This window comes from Bacteroidota bacterium (assembly GCA_030017895.1).
In the GTDB taxonomy this organism is placed as follows: domain Bacteria; phylum Bacteroidota; class Ignavibacteria; order UBA10030; family BY39; genus JASEGV01.
This window is the reverse complement of record JASEGV010000007.1, coordinates 1-17,590: the sequence shown is the minus strand read 5'-3', so window position 1 is coordinate 17,590 and position 17,590 is coordinate 1. Positions and strand designations below refer to the sequence as shown.

The 17,590-nt window shown below is 36.7% G+C and carries 19 protein-coding genes; 1 reads left to right on the top strand and 18 read right to left on the bottom strand.

Annotated features, from left to right (window positions below; translation table 11 throughout):
* Nucleotides 1-14: 14 nt before the first annotated feature.
* Nucleotides 15-2,261 (bottom strand): tetratricopeptide repeat protein, encoded by a 2,247-nt coding sequence (locus QME58_02460; GenBank protein MDI6802694.1) that lies wholly within the window; start codon nucleotides 2,259-2,261, stop codon nucleotides 15-17.
* A gap of 50 nt (nucleotides 2,262-2,311) precedes the next feature.
* Nucleotides 2,312-2,689: a hypothetical protein gene (locus QME58_02455; protein MDI6802693.1), complete on the bottom strand. Its 378-nt coding sequence runs from the start codon at nucleotides 2,687-2,689 to the stop codon at nucleotides 2,312-2,314.
* Between the two features lie 94 nt (nucleotides 2,690-2,783).
* On the opposite strand from QME58_02455, the gene QME58_02450 reads away from it, so the two are divergent.
* Complete coding sequence (locus QME58_02450) at nucleotides 2,784-3,353, top strand: periplasmic heavy metal sensor (protein MDI6802692.1); 570 nt, start codon at nucleotides 2,784-2,786, stop codon at nucleotides 3,351-3,353.
* 47 nt (nucleotides 3,354-3,400) lie between these two features.
* Here the strand turns inward: QME58_02450 and QME58_02445 are convergent, their stop codons facing one another.
* From QME58_02445 to QME58_02370, 16 genes are all read right to left on the bottom strand, one after another.
* Nucleotides 3,401-4,111, bottom strand: a complete 711-nt coding sequence (locus QME58_02445; protein ID MDI6802691.1) for an SDR family NAD(P)-dependent oxidoreductase — start codon at nucleotides 4,109-4,111, stop codon at nucleotides 3,401-3,403.
* Entirely contained in the window at nucleotides 4,108-4,833 is a 726-nt protein-coding gene (locus QME58_02440; protein ID MDI6802690.1) for an SDR family oxidoreductase, read from the bottom strand. Before QME58_02440 ends, QME58_02445 begins: the two co-directional genes overlap by 4 nt.
* Nucleotides 4,834-4,839: 6 nt before the next feature.
* Entirely contained in the window at nucleotides 4,840-5,421 is a 582-nt protein-coding gene (folE, locus tag QME58_02435) for a GTP cyclohydrolase I FolE (protein ID MDI6802689.1), read from the bottom strand.
* A 1-nt stretch (nucleotide 5,422) separates the two neighbouring features.
* Nucleotides 5,423-5,830, bottom strand: a complete 408-nt coding sequence (locus QME58_02430; GenBank protein ID MDI6802688.1) for a 6-carboxytetrahydropterin synthase — start codon at nucleotides 5,828-5,830, stop codon at nucleotides 5,423-5,425.
* 10 nt (nucleotides 5,831-5,840) lie between these two features.
* The gene (gene bcp / locus QME58_02425; GenBank protein ID MDI6802687.1) at nucleotides 5,841-6,314 is read right to left on the bottom strand and encodes a thioredoxin-dependent thiol peroxidase; all 474 of its coding nucleotides are present in this window, start codon (nucleotides 6,312-6,314) and stop codon (nucleotides 5,841-5,843) included.
* 12 nt (nucleotides 6,315-6,326) lie between these two features.
* Entirely contained in the window at nucleotides 6,327-6,794 is a 468-nt protein-coding gene (locus QME58_02420) for a peroxiredoxin (protein ID MDI6802686.1), read from the bottom strand.
* Between the two features lie 50 nt (nucleotides 6,795-6,844).
* Nucleotides 6,845-8,542, bottom strand: coding sequence for a capsule assembly Wzi family protein (locus QME58_02415; GenBank protein MDI6802685.1), 1,698 nt, complete (start codon nucleotides 8,540-8,542; stop codon nucleotides 6,845-6,847).
* Between the two features lie 5 nt (nucleotides 8,543-8,547).
* Complete coding sequence (locus QME58_02410; protein ID MDI6802684.1) at nucleotides 8,548-9,306, bottom strand: hypothetical protein; 759 nt, start codon at nucleotides 9,304-9,306, stop codon at nucleotides 8,548-8,550.
* Between the two features lie 139 nt (nucleotides 9,307-9,445).
* Nucleotides 9,446-10,405 carry an SDR family oxidoreductase gene (locus QME58_02405; protein MDI6802683.1) on the bottom strand — a complete coding sequence of 320 codons (960 nt, stop codon included), beginning with the start codon at nucleotides 10,403-10,405 and terminating at the stop codon, nucleotides 9,446-9,448.
* Complete coding sequence (locus tag QME58_02400) at nucleotides 10,395-11,711, bottom strand: UDP-glucose/GDP-mannose dehydrogenase family protein (protein MDI6802682.1); 1,317 nt, start codon at nucleotides 11,709-11,711, stop codon at nucleotides 10,395-10,397. Before QME58_02400 ends, QME58_02405 begins: the two co-directional genes overlap by 11 nt.
* A 68-nt stretch (nucleotides 11,712-11,779) precedes the next feature.
* Nucleotides 11,780-12,352, bottom strand: a complete 573-nt coding sequence (locus QME58_02395) for an LUD domain-containing protein (GenBank protein MDI6802681.1) — start codon at nucleotides 12,350-12,352, stop codon at nucleotides 11,780-11,782.
* A 6-nt stretch (nucleotides 12,353-12,358) separates the two neighbouring features.
* Nucleotides 12,359-13,753, bottom strand: a complete 1,395-nt coding sequence (locus QME58_02390) for a LutB/LldF family L-lactate oxidation iron-sulfur protein (GenBank protein MDI6802680.1) — start codon at nucleotides 13,751-13,753, stop codon at nucleotides 12,359-12,361.
* Nucleotides 13,754-13,771: 18 nt separating this feature from the next.
* Nucleotides 13,772-14,491, bottom strand: coding sequence for a (Fe-S)-binding protein (locus tag QME58_02385; protein ID MDI6802679.1), 720 nt, complete (start codon nucleotides 14,489-14,491; stop codon nucleotides 13,772-13,774).
* 73 nt (nucleotides 14,492-14,564) lie between these two features.
* On the bottom strand, nucleotides 14,565-14,927 hold the full coding sequence (locus tag QME58_02380) for a thermonuclease family protein (protein ID MDI6802678.1): 363 nt from the start codon (nucleotides 14,925-14,927) through the stop codon (nucleotides 14,565-14,567).
* A gap of 34 nt (nucleotides 14,928-14,961) precedes the next feature.
* Nucleotides 14,962-15,183, bottom strand: coding sequence for a hypothetical protein (locus tag QME58_02375; protein MDI6802677.1), 222 nt, complete (start codon nucleotides 15,181-15,183; stop codon nucleotides 14,962-14,964).
* A gap of 54 nt (nucleotides 15,184-15,237) precedes the next feature.
* Nucleotides 15,238-17,499 (bottom strand): hypothetical protein, encoded by a 2,262-nt coding sequence (locus QME58_02370; GenBank protein MDI6802676.1) that lies wholly within the window; start codon nucleotides 17,497-17,499, stop codon nucleotides 15,238-15,240.
* Between the last annotated feature and the right edge of the window lie 91 nt (nucleotides 17,500-17,590).

Sequence of the window (17,590 nt, the reverse complement as noted above, 5' to 3'; positions counted from 1 at the left end):
TTGATTCCAAAAATTTAATCGCCATCCGGCGGGTCTTCCTGTTCGAAATCTGTTGGGTCAAATTCATCCTGATCTTCTTCTCGAGCATCTCTTTCACCTCGTTGCCTCTGTGGTTGAACAGTCTTGGTTTTAGCGGTCTCTCCTTGCGTAAATTTGGGTTGTGGCGGAGGTGGAGGAATTATTTCTTTAATTTTCACATACTGCGACAGTTTTGAAGTATCCTGAGCTACTGCAACTTTTCCTGTTACATTTTCCGCATAAACAGATTTCGGATATTTATCAAGCAATGTTTGGTAGTAAAACTTTGCACTATCGTTATTGTTCAGAATGTTTTCAAAAATCCACCCTGATGTATAAAATGATTTTGTCGCGAGTTCGGAACTCGAATCGGTCGCAACGATATTGCTAAAAATTTTGAGAGCCTCTTTAGGTTTATTTTCATACGTTAACTTTAAAGCTCTCTCGTACAATATTTCCAACTGAGGTTTTTCAATCTCTACTGTTATCCCCTTAATTTTCTTTGCCTGAATAGCATAATCTGATTTACCGAAATCTTTTATAAGTAAACCGTACAACGAATCGACTGCCTGCTGATTTCCGCGCAGCCTATGAATTTCAGCTAAGGCATAGTAAGCACGAGGTGAAAATACAGGTTTGAAATTACTATTAGAAACTATGTCGAACCAAAACTCAGCCGAGTCCGGAAGCGATAATTCTAACATGAACAATGTTGCAAGTTCGAATTGATTTTTTGTAATTATGTATAAGGCGCTGTCTGCACTTATCGAAACCTGAGGTAATACTGCCGGCTTTGGTGCTGCTACCTCCTCCTTCATTTTTTGTCTCAATCTCGAAGGATCCTCTAATATAACATCGTCATCAAATTCTACAACTTCTTCATTTCTATCAACCGTGAGTGTATCCTGTGGCAAATCAGCCGTAGGTTGTAATAATGTATCTGTTTTCTGTGTTATAGAAATTTGTTTAACAGAATCGACTGCTACTCCAGTTAAAGAGGTAGTATCCATCCCGATGTTCGCTCGTTTTATGGAATCACTTCTGATTGCCAAGTAAAACAAACTATCATAAATATTTATATTATTGTGATATAAAAAATATTTATTTAACGCATCAACTTTTTTGACTGCAAGCGGTGTAATTTCTGACTGCGGATTTTCAACTTTTGCTTTTTCGTAATAAAATTTTGCTTCACCAAAATCATGAAACGTTGATTCGTACAACACTCCGCGAGCATAAAAACTCTTTGCCGAAGCGGCCGTCTTTTTATAAACGGTATCAACCATCTCATATTGGTCTAAAGCTTTTTCATATTTTCCCATAACGTTATAAGTATTCGCTATTTCTAAATCAACGTATGAAAAATATTCTGTTGTTAAATCCTGATCCTTCATTTCAAACAGACGCTGAATCGCATTTTGGGGTTTTCCTGATTCCCTTAACATTCGAGCAGAATTTAATTCGGCACGGAATCTTAAACTTTCATTTGGCTTGTAATCAGCAACATTACTGTATGCTATTCTTGCTTTATCATATTCTTGAAGCAGTTCATTTATTCTTCCTTGTTGAAACGCCGCAATAGCCAACAATTTTCCATCTGCATCTATTTTGAGAGCATGTGAATATGATTTTTCGGCTTTAACATATTCGCCCCGCTCTAAATATATTTGCCCTGCTAACAAGTATAACTCTGCAGCAATGCTTTCTTCTTCAGCGTCGAAAGCTTGTGAAGAATATTTTGCTGTATAGTTTAGAGCTTCGTCGAACGCTTCCATGTTATACAAGGTGCGGGCATACAATAAACGAGCTTTCCAGAAATGACTGCTTGCGGGGAAATTTTCAATTAATTCATTGAATTTTGTTAGAGCCAGATCGTTGTCGTCTTCGTAGTAGTAAATTTCACCAATCATCATAATTGCATCGTCAACCCATTTGCTACGAGGGTAAAACTGAATAACCTTCGATGCTTTTTCAATTACGATATTGAATTTGGTGCGAACAGTCTGATTTGGGATGTAAGGAGCAAAATAATTTGTGTCTAACGATTTTGGAGGATTTTTGTATAGTTCTAAAAGTGCATCGTCAAAATGTTTTTTTGCATTATAGTATGAATTGAAATATCCCATCGTATTTTCGTACCGAGTAGAAAAATATTCTCCGATAGGACCCGAGCATCCGCTGCCAAAAATAAATATGGAGCCGAGGAATAAAATTTTCGAGATAGAAATAAATCGGTTAGTCATATATTTGTTTAATATTAGTGAATATTTAATAAAAATGCAAAGCCATAATACTATGCAGTAGGTTTTATGATGGGTATTTCAACCTTTATCGGAATTAACGTGTATTCGTTTTTAATTAGGACTATTACTTTTCCGACTTCGTACCGAGATTTGATTGTTAATTTATTGGCTTCCTTTGATAAGATTTCTATATTTTTATAACCTTCTATAATTACAAATTCAGTTTTGATTGCTCTGAAAGGAACACCAAAACCGAAGCGATTCAAACTTACAACACTGATTGTTGTAGTAGAGTTTCCATCGGGAAACAGAAAATGTGGATTTGTTTCAACATCTACTGAATACACCGTAAATATTTCCTTCACCGTAATTATAGTAGAACATACTAAAAATACGATTAAAATTAACCTTATTTCTTCTTTATTCATTGGTTTTTACTACCAATTAAACCTCGTAGTCAGAATATTGTCAAATCGGTGTAGTTAATCTAATAAAATAAACAATAATTTGAAAGGATAATTTATGAAACACAAAAATGTTCTTATCGCCATTTTAATATTAATAGCCATAGGTTTTACGGCTGTTTATGCTCAAATGGAAAAGGATATCAAGATCATCAAGAAGCAAGGATCGAAGGTTGAAATCATTGAGAACGATGATATAGATTTTGATCTTCCACCGATGATGCATAAGATGAAAAAGTTGAATCTGACTGATGAACAAAAAAAGCAATTCGACAAACTGCGATTTGAAATTCAGAAGAAACAAACCGATGCACAGGCAAAAGTTAAAACTGCCGGAATCGAGCTGAAAGAACTGTTCAGTGCTGATAAGTTAGATCGGACGGCAATTGAAAAAAAGATGAGAGAGATTGCAGATTTGCGTGTAAGGCTTCGTCTAAATCATCTCGATCATTGGTTTGCTGTGAACAAGATATTAGATGATAAACAACAAATATTTTGGAAAGAAAAACTTGAGATGCGGGGCGGTCCAGGTATGAAAGGTATGATGAAAGAATTTGGGGGCAGAGGTAAAAAAATGATGCAATTTAGAATGGGCGATTGCGACAAGCCTTGTTGCGATAAAGAATAAACACGATTTCAATATCCCGTTAGTGAAGTCCATTAACGGGTTTTATTTTACCAATCGGGGTTTGTAGGTCTTACGTCAATTTCGCTGACCATAACATTGCGAGGCATCGCTAAAGCCTCTACAACAACTTTTGCAATATCTTCCGGCTGCGGCATTTGAGAGGGGTTTTTTACTTTATCAGAGAATGAAGTGTTAACAGATCCCGGGCATATAGTTATTACACGAATATTGTGTTGCCGGACTTCTAACATTAAACTGCGAGCAAAGCCAATTACCGCCCACTTTGTTGCTGAATAACCGGCGCCGCCTACAAAAGCATTTCTCCCTGCTAACGAGGAAATATTTATTATATCTCCGCTATTCTGTTCTATCATATAAGGCAACACCGATTTTGTTGCTAAAAACAATCCACGCATATTTACCGAGAACATTTGGTCGAACTCTTCCAATTTCATTTCCGCTACTTTTGAAAAGTAACCTACTCCAGCATTATTCACAAGCACATCAATTTTCCCGAATTTATTGACTACCTCTTTGACCATAATATCAACGTGTTGTTCGTTTGAAATATCAGCGAAGATGGGTAGTGCTTTCCTTCCGATTTTTTCGATAATAGCTGCGTTCGATTTTAATTCTGTTAATGTCCTCGAGACAAGTGCAACATCGGCTCCCTTTTCAGCTAAAGCAATCGCGATCGATTTTCCAATTCCTCTGCCGGCACCTGTTACAATTGCTACCTTGTTCTGTAATTCATTCATTCCAAGTCTCCTAATGTTGGTCGTATGATCAATTCTTCTACAAAAGCATCTTTTAATTTTAAACGATACAGCGATAATACAGTTTCAGCTACACTTTTTGCATCCATCATCTTTTTAGAAAGTTTTTGAAGTTTAGTCCCCCAAATTTTGGTAGAGGTTGCACCAGGGAAAATTGTTAATACTTTCACATTGTGCTGTCGTACTTCTTCACGCAGTACCCGAAGCATCGCAACCAAACCAGCTTTTGCAGCACTGTAAGCGGAGGAATTTTTGAAAGTTTTTACCGCAACCACCGATGCGATGTTTATTATCCAACCATCTTTTCGTTTAATCATATCAGGAAGAACTTCTTTTATACATAAAAACGCACCCCTTAAATTTGTTCTAACGATCGAGTCGAAATCTTCCAATGAGGTCTCCTCGAACTTTTTGAAGGATGTGATTCCTGCATTATCGATAAGAACATCCACGCTGCCTAATTTATTTACGATTGATTTATGTGCTCTTGAAATTTCAGAAGCCTTTCCGATATCGCATCGAATAACAAAAGCTTCGCCGCCAAGTTTAGTAATCTCTTTTTGAACTGAGGTAAGCTCTCGTACTGTTCGTGATGTAAGTACAACCTTACAGCCAATCAATGAAAACTGAATTGCAATTTCCCTTCCGATGCCTCTTCCGGCTCCCGTTATCCAGACAACCGGCTGTCGAAATTCTTGAACCATTTTGCTTTACACTAATTTAGTTGAAATCAGTTTCAGGAATTCATTCCTTGTTTTTTCGTCTTCGCGGAACGAGCCCAACATTGCACTCGTAGTTGCAAGCGAATTCTGTTTCTCAACGCCGCGCATCATCATACACAAATGACGGGCTTCGATTACAACGCCCACTCCGTCAGGTTCAAGTGTTTCATAAAGTGTATCGGCGATTTCTTGAGTCATCCGTTCCTGAACTTGAAGCCTACGACTATAAACTTCTACGATACGTGGTATTTTACTCAATCCTAAAATTTTTCCATCAGGAATGTACGCAATGTGTACTTTCCCGTAAAAAGGCAAAAGATGATGCTCGCACATACTGAAAAAATCTATATCCTTTACTATAACCATCTCGTTATATTTTTCACGAAAAACTGCACTCACCAAAATTTGTTTGGCGTCTTTATCGTAGCCGCTTGTAAAATATTCCCACGCTTTTGCGACGCGAGCGGGTGTCCGCTGCAAACCTTCTCGGTTCGGATTTTCACCTACTAATTCTAATATTCCTTTGATATGATTCTGGAAAGCTGAAGAGTCGATTTTCTTTTCTGCCATACTATTCTCCCCGATATTCGGTAAAGTTTTTTGTCGTTTCTGAAATTTGGATGGAATACAATTTTCCAAGTTTGATTTTAGGATTTAATATCTTCCAAAATATTCTCGCAAGATTCTCTGTAGTCGGAATTACTCCTTGTAAAAAATCTACATCTACATTTAAATTTTTGTGATCAACTTTATCGATTATTTCTTCTTTGATTAAGTCGGAAAGTTTTTTCAAATCTATGATCATTCCCGTTTTCGGGTCAGGCTCACCGGCTACGGTTACGGATAACTCGTAATTATGACCATGTCCTGCAGGATTTGAGCACTTTCCAAAAGTTTCGTAATTCTCCTCGTCAGTGAACGATTCGTTGTAAAGACGATGCGATGCACAAAAATATTCTTTTCTTGTTATATATACCATATTTTTTTGTTTATATGTTTTGTAATACTTCTTCGGTATGCCCTGAAACTTTTACTTTTCTGAGAATGGCTTTTATTTTTCCTTCTTCATCGATAATAAAAGTTGATCGCTCGATACCCAAATATTTCTTACCTAAAAATGATTTCTGTTTCCAAACACCGTATGCTTTCGAGACTTCCTTGTTTTCATCGCTCAACAGTAGAAACGGTAAATCATATTTGTCGATGAATTTTTGATGCGACTGTATTGAATCGGCACTGATACCTAAAATAACTGCTCCTCGTTTTTTTATTTTAGAATAATTATCACGAAACGAACATGACTCCGTTGTGCAACCAGGGGTCATATCTTTCGGATAGAAATATAAAACTACTTTCTTTCCTAAATAATCGGACAGATAAACTTTTTTTCCTTCGTTAGAGAAAAGCGTAAAGTTGGGAGCGGAATCTCCAACACTCAATTCCTTTTCAGCTTTTGCTGACATATTTTTATCCCGTTAGAATGTATTCAGAATATTTGTTATTTCATCATACGGTGGTTCTTTTCCAGGTTCTTCAGTTATCCACTTGTACTTCACAACTCCGCTTTGATCAAGCACAAATACTGATCTCTTCGCTGCCCGATAATCTTTTAGTCCGGCAAAATCATTGTACAAGCCGCAATAAGTTTGCGAGACTTCCCGTTTATAATCGCTCAACAGCGGGAAACTTAGTTTGTTTGCATCTGCAAAGGCTTTATTCGCAAAAGGTGAATCGACACTTACACCTACTACTTGTGCATTCATTTCATTAAAATTTGCCATCGCATCTCTTAGAGCACACATTTCTTTTGTACAAGCACCAGTAAATGCACCGGGAAAAAAAGCAAGCACAACTTTTTTACCCTTAAATTCGTCGAGCGACCTTTCTTTACGGTCGGTATCGAATAAACTAAAATTGGGGGCTTTAACTTCTATATCTATCATATCTTTCTCCTTTTTTGATTCAATTTTTAAAGAATTTATCCAATTAATTACTAAAAATCAATTCTAATGGCTCCACCAAAATTATGACGCTCAATATCAGGTATGGGATTTTTTTTATGAGTTAAATTCCACTCGTATTTCAGATCGAACCAAACGTCGTTTATGATTTCGTATGATACATAAAATTGTCCTATATATTTTTTATTTAATATTCCATCTAAAAACTTTGTAGGTGGTTTATCTAAACCATCACGAAACGGTTGCAAAAAATTGCCTCCGACGTTTGTAAATAAAATGCCAGATGAATCGTACGAGTTTTCGCCCGACCATTGGATTTCGAATTGAGTAGTTAATGTTAAGCGATTGGAGAAAAAATGGTCTAACTTGAAGAACCAACTTTCAGCATTCGGACCGATTTGAGTCCCCAATAATACATTGTTGCTCGAATACTCATTCTCCCGTGAACGGTTGTGCGAGAACATATAAGGATCAACGCGTGTGTATTCGATCATCAAATTTGTGTTAGGAATATTCAACGGGTCAACAGCCATCAATCCAAATTGTAAGGCGTATTTATTTTCCCATCTGTCCTTCCCTAATTTTGGAATTTCGATATCATCAAAAAAAAGCGTGCTTTGAATTTCGTAACCTTGGAAGGGTCGAACCTGAATATCAAAAGCAAGAAAACCGTTGTCTCTTTCCTGACGCGACCTCTGAACCGATTCGAAAAATGTGAGTGGATTCAAGTAGCCCAAATCGACAGACCGGTTGCTGTATATTGATAATTCCTGAATACCTAAATCTAAATAATTATTGATAGCAAATTCAAACCGGTGAGCAGCGATGTATTTATCAGCCACGATCGGTTCGCTATCGCCGTTATTTAGCGGCAAATACTTACCTGGCTTGCCAAGAAGCCAACCGTGTAAAAAGGTGTATTTGAAATTTTTGTATTCAGCATCCATCCGCACAGCATCGAAAACACGATGATAATCGGAAATAAAGAGCTTGTCGCCATAACTGTTTCCCCATAAAACCCGCTCTCGTCCCACTTGCGCAGAAATTATTCCCGCATCATATCTCAAATACCCTTCAACGAAATCAAAATTTTTTGCTTCAGGTGTTGACAATGCATAACTTTGACTGATGCGTTTATCGCGCTGCAGTACTTCGCGATTTCCCCAGAACTGTGCATTTGTAAGTTGGAAGTAGTAACCTAATTTGTCGTAAATAGTACCTCGCAATCTTGGACCGACTTCAACGAAAGAAGCTTTCGCGTGCAAACCATCACCGGTTGAACGCCTGAAGTCTATGTTTATCAACCCATTTACGAAAACTGAGAGAATACTATCTGAATAAGTATAAATATGTTTCTCTTGATCGTGGAAAGTTCCGCGCACCATTCCGGAAACTACATCATTACTTCCACCGAACAAAGAGAACGAATTATCCAATGACTTCTTGATGTCAAATTCAAATTCAATTAAGTAATCATTTAAAAAATTATTTTCTGTGTTTGTAAGTTGGGTTTTATTTTCTTGAACCTGCACAATGAAGTGGGCAACATCCTGTCGCGAAAGTGGGAGTACTGCATCGTGATAATTACTGATGATATTTTTTAATTCCATCCGTTTCAAAAAACTGTAAATCGGATGGTTTGCCGGAACATTTTCCGTTTGTGAGTATGAAATGCTCCACAAAAAAAGAAGTAAAGCAAATTGAAATAGTATGTTTGATTTGTTATCCATAAGATTTAATAATACAAACCGAACCAAATTACTTTGGGGGAAATTTGAATTGCGGGTGTTGGAAATTTAAAATAGTTTAACCCTTCACCAATTGTTTTTAGAAACTCGCTATGTTGGGGAATTATAACTGAAAAATCCAAATCGGGTGCAAGTAATAACACACCGTATTGCTTTGATTGATCGTTTAGATTTCTGACACTGTAACCAACTGACAAATTAAGAAATTCCGGATATATTTTTGGGAATATTTTTCCTGCTTTTATACTCAACCAAAAAGTTTGACCTTCATAGTCATCGATTGGGGTGTGTGTTTGTCCGGGAATATTTCCGGCTTTCCCATACTGACGTGGAAAATAACTTGCCTTGAATCCCAGATTTTTCAATTCCGGAACGTAGTATTGCAGCAACGGATAAAAACTGCCGGCGATATTCGCTGCCGCATCAACCCTATCGAATCCCCATTGGGAATAACCGTCTTGAACTTCAACGAACGATAAAAACAAACTTCCACCGATTGCTCCTATCCAATGTGAAGTTTCCTCGCTCAAGCCCGCCCAGCGGTACGATTTCGTTAAAATAAAATTACTAAAGGCGCCATCCCAAGCATGCCCGATTTTGTCAACCGACTTACCATAAACCAAATCTTCTTGAAAATGAAAAGGTTTTCTCCAATGCTTCCACCAGGCATTAAGCTGATAATGATAGACTGCAGTGCCGGCACCTAATACACATCCACTGACTAACGCCACCCTATTATAATTCATTTTTTGTGAAGACATGTTAATGGTGGAGGAAGGGGTTGAATCATTCATAGCCGAAATTGAAGAACCCAAACAATTTTCGGAGTTTATACCAAAAGATAAAAATAATATAAGGAACAATTTCTTCATTATGAAGATATCGTTATCCTTTCTGCCCGGGAAATATTTTTTCCCTGAAGTAATCCAGAGTTTTCAACAGACCCGTACTTCTGTTTACCTTAGGTTCCCAGTTTAGAAGAACTTTTGCATTAGTGATATCGGGTTGTCTTACTTTCGGGTCATCTTCAGGCAGCTCTCGAAAAACTAATTTACTTTTACTCTCTGTTATTCCGATAATTTCCTGCGCTAGTTGAAGCATTGTAACTTCATCGGGATTGCCAATATTTACCGGATTAATTTCGTTAGAACAAAGCAAGCGATAAATTCCATCAATTAAATCGTCCACATAACAAACGCTACGGGTTTGAGAGCCGTCGCCAAAGACGGTAACATCATCCCCTCTCAATGCCTGCGACATAAAAGCTGGGATTGCCCTGCCATCTTCAATTCGCATGCGTGGACCATAAGTATTAAAAATTCGAACGATGCGAGTATCAACTCCATGATAACGGTGGTAAGCCATAGTTAAAGCTTCAGCAAACCGCTTGGCTTCGTCATACACTCCACGAAATCCGATTGGATTCACGTTGCCCCAGTATTCTTCAGTCTGCGGATGTATCAAAGGATCGCCATAAACCTCGGATGTGGATGCTAATAAAAACTTTGCCTTCTTCGCTTTTGCGAGTCCGAGGGCTTTATGAGTTCCAAGTGAACCTACTTTCAAAGTTTGAATAGGAAGTTTCAAATAATCGATTGGGCTTGCGGGAGATGCAAAGTGGAGTATGTTATCGACCTTTCCCTCAATAAAAATATATTCGGTAACATCGTGTTTGATGAAATTAAAGTTTTCGTTACCGAATAGATGCGAAATATTTGCTACATCGCCAGTAATTAAATTATCAATGCAAACAACTTTATGACCTTCTGAAAGTAATTTATCGCACAAATGTGAACCGAGAAAACCTGCGCCGCCTGTTACTACAGAAACAATTTTATCTGCCATTTATGACTCTTCTTCCAATTGAATAATATGCGAAACCTGTTTCTACCATCGCTTCGGGATCGTATATATTCCTTCCATCAAAAATCGCATTATGTTTCATCAATTTTTTCATTTTATCAAAATCGGGCCTGCGGAATTCGTTCCATTCTGTAACGATAACCAACGCTTCAGCATTTTTAAGAGCATCGTAATTGTTTTCAAAATATTTAATTTTGTTTCCAAAAATACGTTTAGCTTCGTGCAAAGCTACGGGGTCGTGGGCTTGAACTTTCACACCCCGTTTTAATAACTCGTTAATTATTGTAATCGAAGGCGCCTCACGCATATCGTCGGTATTCGGTTTAAATGAGAGCCCCCAAACTGCGATTGTTTTTCCTTTAATATTATTGTTAAAATATTTCAAGAGCTTTTTCACGATGAGTTTTTTCTGCTCGCGATTTACACCTTCGACCGATTTCAGGATTTGAAAACGATAACCGTAGTCGGAAGATGTTTTCACAAGTGCAGCAATATCTTTCGGGAAACAAGAACCGCCGTAGCCAACTCCGGGAAAAAGGAACTGATATCCAATCCTCTCGTCGCTTCCCACACCGAGGCGAACATTCTTCACATCGGCGCCAACACGCTCGCATATATTTGCAATTTCGTTCATGAATGTAACCTTTGTAGCTAACAGAGCATTAGCAGCATATTTAGTCAATTCTGAACTTAACTCATCCATAAAAATAATCGGTTTGCCCGTTCGGACAAATGGAGCGTACAAATCGCCCATAATTTTACGGGCTTTTTCGCTGAGCGTTCCGATTACAACACGGTCGGGTTTAAAAAAATCATTTATCGCTGCCCCTTCTTTTAAAAATTCCGGATTTGAGACAACATCAAATGGATGTTCGGTTTCCTTCCGAATTATATCCCGGACTTTGAATGCAGTCCCTACAGGCACTGTGCTTTTGTTTACAATTACTTTATAGTCGTTCATGTATTTGCCGATTTCTTTTGCTACTGCTAACACGTGCTTCAAATCGGCTGACCCGTCTTCCGATTGTGGCGTTGGCAATGCCAAGAATATGATATCAGTTTTTTTAACCGCTGATTCTAAATCGGTAGAAAATTTTAACCGCTTTTCATGTATGTTTTTTTTCAAAAACTCCTCTAAACCCGGTTCGTAAATGGGTGTTTTCCCTTTTTTCATTGTTTTAATCTTGTTGATATCGTTATCAACGCAAATTACGTCATTGCCACTTTCAGCAAAGCAGGTTCCAGCTACCAACCCGACATATCCGCTTCCGACCACACTAATTTTCAATTTTGTGTCCTTTCTATTTTCTATTCTTAAATTATTTAAAAAAATGTTGCATAAGTATATCAAATATTTTAGTCTTTTTCAAGATTCACGATAATAACATACAATTTTTTCGGACCGTGAACACCCGTAACCAAAACTTTCTCGATATCCGCAGTACGGCTCGGTCCGGAAATTATTGTAATGCAATTCGATTCGACAAATAGATTCCGATCCTTCAACAATTGCATAGCTACACTGTAATCAGAAACGAGATTGGTTGCTCTTGATACAATAATACTTGCTTCTGGTAGTAGCGAAAGTAAACGGGGTTCATCTCTATTAGACACAAGAATCGCACTACCTGTTTGTGCTACGAGATATTCCGCATAACTAATACCTACATCAGTTGCCGCAAGTGCTTTTTTAATATCTCCATAGGAGGATAACTCCTCGACAGTTTTTATATTCATCGAACTGTTCAAGCTCATACTTTCTTTTATCGGTAAACTATTATTAACAACTACCGACTTGTATAGATTTTTAATAATGATTGAGGAGATTATTTTTGCGGCATCTTCAAAATCCGAAGCAACGAAACATTTTCCATTAATTTTTTCGAGTTCTGACTTGAATTGTGCTATTGATGCGGTTCGATTCATCATTAAAGATTATTTTGAGAATTCACTTTTCCAAATTTCGTGAAATGATTTATCAGCCAGTTCCGGTATATTTTTGGATGCCGAAGCTTCGCGGATTTTTAAACCATCTTGTAACATCAGCGGTTGCAGAAATTGCATTATCTTTGATAATATATTATACAAAATTACATTTTGCATTACACTACGCCATACTCTGAAAAGTAATTTTTCGATAAACGGTGTATAACTATTTTCGACCGCTTGACTTCGTATCCAGAGTAATGTGTGATGAATATTAATTTTGACGGGACAAATTTCAGTGCAAGCCCCACAAAGTGATGAACCGTAAGCTAAATCTTTACCGTTACAAAAAGATGACATCGTAGGTGTAAGAATTGAACCGATGGGACCGGGATAAACTGAATTGTAAGCATGACCACCTACCGTTTGATAAACGGGGCAAATATTCATACAGGCACCACATTTTATGCAATACAAGGCTGAACTTGTTTCAGGATATTTAAGAAGATTTCTTCTACCATTATCCAATAAAATCACAAATATTTTTTTAGGACCATCAATATCGTCTGGTTGTTTTGGTTTGTTAATAAATGATACGTAGCTCGTAATTTTTTGGCCCGTTGCACTTGTGGGAAGTAGTTTTAAAAGTAAAAGCGCTTCATCTACCGAAGGAATTATTTTTTCGATTCCTGTAATTATGATATGGATTTTCGGGAGAGTTGTGGAGAGACGGGCATTCCCCTCGTTTTCGACGAGAACTATAGTTCCTGTTTCAGCGATAAGAAAATTAGCCCCAGATATTCCCGCATCTGCATTCAAGAATTTTTCACGTAAAATATTTCGTGCATAACCGGTTAAAACTGTCGGATCGCTTGAATAAGGAAGTTCTAATTTTTCAGAAAAAAGCTTGCCAATTTCTTCCCTCGACTTGTGGAGGGCTGGTGCTGTGATGTGTGATGGTGTTTCACCGGCAAGTTGTATGATATACTCACCTAAATCAGTTTCAACTACTTCAACTCCGCTTTCTTCAAGATGTTCATTCAGATGAATCTCTTCAGTAACCATTGATTTTGATTTCACTACTAACTTTGCATCAACGCTCTTCAATATGGTGTTCACTATTGTGCAAGCGTCTTCACCATCGGTTGCACGAATTACTTGCACATCATTGCCCCGACACTTATTTTCAAACAATTCTAGATAGTAATCCAAATTATCGATTGCGTTTTTACGTATTCGATAAGCCTTTTCGCGTAATAACTCCCAAGTTTCGATATCTTCGATTACAGATTTTCGTTTCGATAATGTTAAGTCGGTTGCTTTTTTAACATTCCAACGAAGTTTCTCATCAAGAAGACTTCGTTGTATATTTTCTCTGAAATATTTTGTTGAAATATTTTCCATAGTTTAGATAGTGCTAATTCACAATCCTGCAGCCAACAACTCTGCAATATGGAGCGTTTTTATTTTACTTCCTTTTCGCTTTAATACAGCATCGATATTCATCAAACAACTTGTATCGTTTGCAACTACATACTCAGCTCCGCTGTTTATGATATTCATTACTTTATCTTCAGTGATTGTTGTCGATAACTCAGGAAATTTAAACGAAAAAGTCCCACCGAATCCACAGCAGCGAACGCTCTCTTTCATTTCGATAAATTCAACACCGTGAACATTTTTTATTAATTCCCTTGGTTCTTTCGAGATATGTAATTCCCTCAACAAATGACACGATTCGTGATAAGTTACTCGTCCCTTAAATGAAGCACCTACATCTGTAACCTTTAAAACATTTACAATGAATTCAGACAGCTCAAATATATTTATTTTTATATGTTCTAATTTATTACGTGCTTCTTGGTTCAAATCTAATTGGTCGTAGTATATTTTTACCATACTTACACACGAGCCGGAAGGTGCAACTATGTATTCGGAATTAGCAAATATATTTATGAATCGTTCTGCGAGTATTTTTGCATCATTCCGATAGCCGGTATTGAATGCAGGTTGTCCACAGCAAGTCTGTTCGAAAGGATATTCAATTGAACAACCTAATTTTTTCAAAATTTTTACTGTGGCAACTCCAACTTGTGGTGCAAATTGGTCAACAAGGCAAGGAATGAAAAGGCTGATTTTCATCTACGATTTAATTTTTGATTTAATATATAAAACAGAGGCGAGAATTTCAAAGAAGCTGTTAATTTACTTACTATTATCCCTTCATATATACAGCCATTTTAGCTTTTACCATCTCATCATTAATATTTTTTTGCAATCCATTTTTGCCTGTTATCCAAATCTCCCCCAAATACCTGCCATATTTTTCTTTACGGTCTTTGATGGTTTGAATTATGATTGCTTTATCCAGCACTAACTTTATTAAATAGTCGCGTGATATAATTCCATCAGACTTTGTTTTTCCAACAATTTCAGGAGAATTTATCCGATACAAACGTATTTTTTCTCCACGTAGCCAGGTATTCATCCCTAAATCGATATCGACGGTGCAGGTGTCGCCATCATAAACACCAGTTACTACTGCATTGTAATGATAAAGTTTTCCCACCGTTTTCATATTACCTCCTTTATAATCTCACTTGCAAAATAGTTTAATACTTGCTCCTGAATTTATTATTATGCCTTGCAATATTTTGCTTTGCCTTCTTCTTCTGATACTCACGTATAGATAAAGTCGGTTGAGCATCGAAACCTTCTTTCTGTAGCTTCTTATATTCTAACAACTGATAGTTGATCTCTACATCTTTTTGAGTGTGATGGTGAACTTTTTTGTGTCTTGTATTTTGTTTAGTTTTTCGTTTTACAAATTTCATTCTATATTTCCTCTTACTAAAGTATTTCCTTTCTTTTAAAAACCTAAACGTTCTTTAGAACGTTCTACGTTCTTGATTACTAATCAAAGCAACTAAATACATAATTGATGCAATCACAATTACTACTTGAAATCCAAACTCCATCGCCAGCAACGGGGCTGCGATTGCACTTACAACCGATAAATAACCATTTATTCCCCAAGCCCATGGAACTAAATTAGAACAACGCCGTGCTAACAAACTCATTCCAATTGGAAATGGCATCCCCATTAAAAAAGCAATTGGCGCTATTATTAAAAACGATATTAAATATTTTATGACTACAGGTAAATGAACTAAATAGTTAAATATTCCTGGTATCAATATACTATACCCTGCCGCTGTAATTATAATTAATATAAGTATGAATTGCAACTTTTTACTAACATTTTTTAAAAAAATTGTTGAGTAATAACTTCCAATCCCGGAAAACAACAACAGCGAAGTTATTACTACCGAAACCGAATAAATCGGATGGGATAGAAAAAGAATAAATTTTTGTATAAAAACAATTTCGATAAGCATAAACCCACTGCCCAGCCCGCCAAAATAGATTAGTGTTGCGAACTTAGAATTCCTTGTATTCTCTTCTTTCAATAAGAAGATAAGGGGTATAATGATAAGGATAAAACTAATTAGCACAATTTGTATCAAAGTGAGAAGCAAAATGAAAAATCCGAGTTCCATAAAAGCAACCGATTCGTTACCAAGTATTTCTCTAAGATAAGGTAAACTTTTGAATTTGATAAAATGCGAAAAGTATGGCTTGTCATCATTCGGAGGTTCGATATAAAAATTATATTCATCAAAAAATTTTCTTTGCTCAGCAGATAATATTTTAAGAGCAGATTTGTAATATAAATCTTCCTCGACCTGATTATATCTGTTAATTTCCTTATCGGTAATTGTAGGATAGTAAATCGGGTCGAAAGAATTCTTTTCACAAAATATTTTAATATTATCTATATCGTTTGATGTAAAGGGAGTTTTTCGTACGATTAAAGTTGCGGTTGACCAACTGCGAATACCGGCAATGTGCAAAGAGGGATTTTTTATACCCGACTCTTCTAAACTTTCAACTAACGCTGCAAACATTTTTATAGAATGCCGCGGCGGATAGTTCGTCCAAACACTAATTGCCAAAATCCCCTCTTCTGATAGCTTACTCAACATCAATTTAAACGATTCAATTGTGAGGAGATAATTTTCGAAAATGGATTGGATACCCGCGGCTGAAGAAGAAAATCCTTCGAGTATCGGAATCGCGATCACACTATACCTCATTTTTGTCTGATTAAGATAACCTCTCCCTTCTCCGATAATTATGTTCACTTTTTCTTTTGGGAAATTTACTTTTGATATTTCTGTTACCTGAGAATTGAGTTCAACACCATCAACATTAAAATTTCCGTTTTGCAAAGCTGTCCTGATTTCGGTTCCTGTTCCTACTCCGATTACTAATACATCGCCACTTTTAACAAGCTGATAAGGCAAAGCAGATGTCGTATATTTTAGAAACGAAAAATCCTTGTTTGAATCAGATTGAATAATTCCACCAACCCAATCGCCATCGCTGAACAATCCTGTTTGCACAGGAATTTCGCCCGTGTAATTCAGACTCAATCCAGGCGCAAAACGCAAAACCGTGCTGCTAATTGTTGTTAGCTGTCCGAATGGACTAAACTTTTCATCTACTATTTTAGCATCCATCAGATGCTTTGTTTTCGCTAAACTTTTGTATTCCGATGTTTGAATTTCAAAAGGAAGCACCCATCCTAAAAAAATTATACCTGAATTTAGCACGAGCGGAGTAACAAATTTTTTCTCCATCTTCAGCATCGAAAAACTTAATACAGTTGCTATAAAAGCTACTAGGGCAACAATTTCGGGTATGTGAAATGGTTCAAAATAAAACATTAAAACCAAAACACCAATACCTCCGAAAGCCGAACCGAATAAATTGAAAAAATATATTTTGTTAATCTGTTCCGAATATTTTATAAAAGAAGAACAGATGACTATTGCCCCAAAAAAGAAAGGCAGCATAATCATCAAATAAAAAATTACAAGTGTCCATAGTTTAGTTAAGTCCCAAATAAGAAGAAATGGATCGAAATGAATGAAATGTAAAACGAAAATTGACAAAACCATCCAAGATGAGCAGGCTAAACAAGCCCAAAAAATAGCTGTCTCGAAATTCTTGAAAATTTTATCCCTGATGAAATGCAAAAATGTTCCACTTGCCCCGAATCCTAAAAGTGCGATACTGATAATCATATAAGGGCGGTTCCAAAAATTGACTTATTGAATACTTTTTTTTGTATATTTAAGAAAATGAATGAATCAACAGAAAATAATATGAATATGC

Excerpts from the sequence above, each read along its gene's own strand:
- QME58_02460 (MDI6802694.1), bottom strand. The coding sequence starts at position 2,261 with ATGACTAACCGATTTATTTCTATCTCGAAAATTTTATTCCTCGGCTCC.
- QME58_02455 (MDI6802693.1), bottom strand. The coding sequence starts at position 2,689 with ATGAATAAAGAAGAAATAAGGTTAATTTTAATCGTATTTTTAGTATGT.
- QME58_02450 (MDI6802692.1), top strand. The coding sequence starts at position 2,784 with ATGAAACACAAAAATGTTCTTATCGCCATTTTAATATTAATAGCCATA.
- QME58_02445 (MDI6802691.1), bottom strand. The coding sequence starts at position 4,111 with ATGAATGAATTACAGAACAAGGTAGCAATTGTAACAGGTGCCGGCAGA.
- QME58_02440 (MDI6802690.1), bottom strand. The coding sequence starts at position 4,833 with ATGGTTCAAGAATTTCGACAGCCGGTTGTCTGGATAACGGGAGCCGGA.
- folE (MDI6802689.1), bottom strand. The coding sequence starts at position 5,421 with ATGGCAGAAAAGAAAATCGACTCTTCAGCTTTCCAGAATCATATCAAA.
- QME58_02430 (MDI6802688.1), bottom strand. The coding sequence starts at position 5,830 with ATGGTATATATAACAAGAAAAGAATATTTTTGTGCATCGCATCGTCTT.
- bcp (MDI6802687.1), bottom strand. The coding sequence starts at position 6,314 with ATGTCAGCAAAAGCTGAAAAGGAATTGAGTGTTGGAGATTCCGCTCCC.
- QME58_02420 (MDI6802686.1), bottom strand. The coding sequence starts at position 6,794 with ATGATAGATATAGAAGTTAAAGCCCCCAATTTTAGTTTATTCGATACC.
- QME58_02415 (MDI6802685.1), bottom strand. The coding sequence starts at position 8,542 with ATGGATAACAAATCAAACATACTATTTCAATTTGCTTTACTTCTTTTT.
- QME58_02410 (MDI6802684.1), bottom strand. The coding sequence starts at position 9,306 with ATGAATTATAATAGGGTGGCGTTAGTCAGTGGATGTGTATTAGGTGCC.
- QME58_02405 (MDI6802683.1), bottom strand. The coding sequence starts at position 10,405 with ATGGCAGATAAAATTGTTTCTGTAGTAACAGGCGGCGCAGGTTTTCTC.
- QME58_02395 (MDI6802681.1), bottom strand. The coding sequence starts at position 12,352 with ATGATGAATCGAACCGCATCAATAGCACAATTCAAGTCAGAACTCGAA.
- QME58_02390 (MDI6802680.1), bottom strand. The coding sequence starts at position 13,753 with ATGGAAAATATTTCAACAAAATATTTCAGAGAAAATATACAACGAAGT.
- QME58_02385 (MDI6802679.1), bottom strand. The coding sequence starts at position 14,491 with ATGAAAATCAGCCTTTTCATTCCTTGCCTTGTTGACCAATTTGCACCA.
- QME58_02380 (MDI6802678.1), bottom strand. The coding sequence starts at position 14,927 with ATGAAAACGGTGGGAAAACTTTATCATTACAATGCAGTAGTAACTGGT.
- QME58_02375 (MDI6802677.1), bottom strand. The coding sequence starts at position 15,183 with ATGAAATTTGTAAAACGAAAAACTAAACAAAATACAAGACACAAAAAA.
- QME58_02370 (MDI6802676.1), bottom strand. The coding sequence starts at position 17,499 with ATGATTATCAGTATCGCACTTTTAGGATTCGGGGCAAGTGGAACATTT.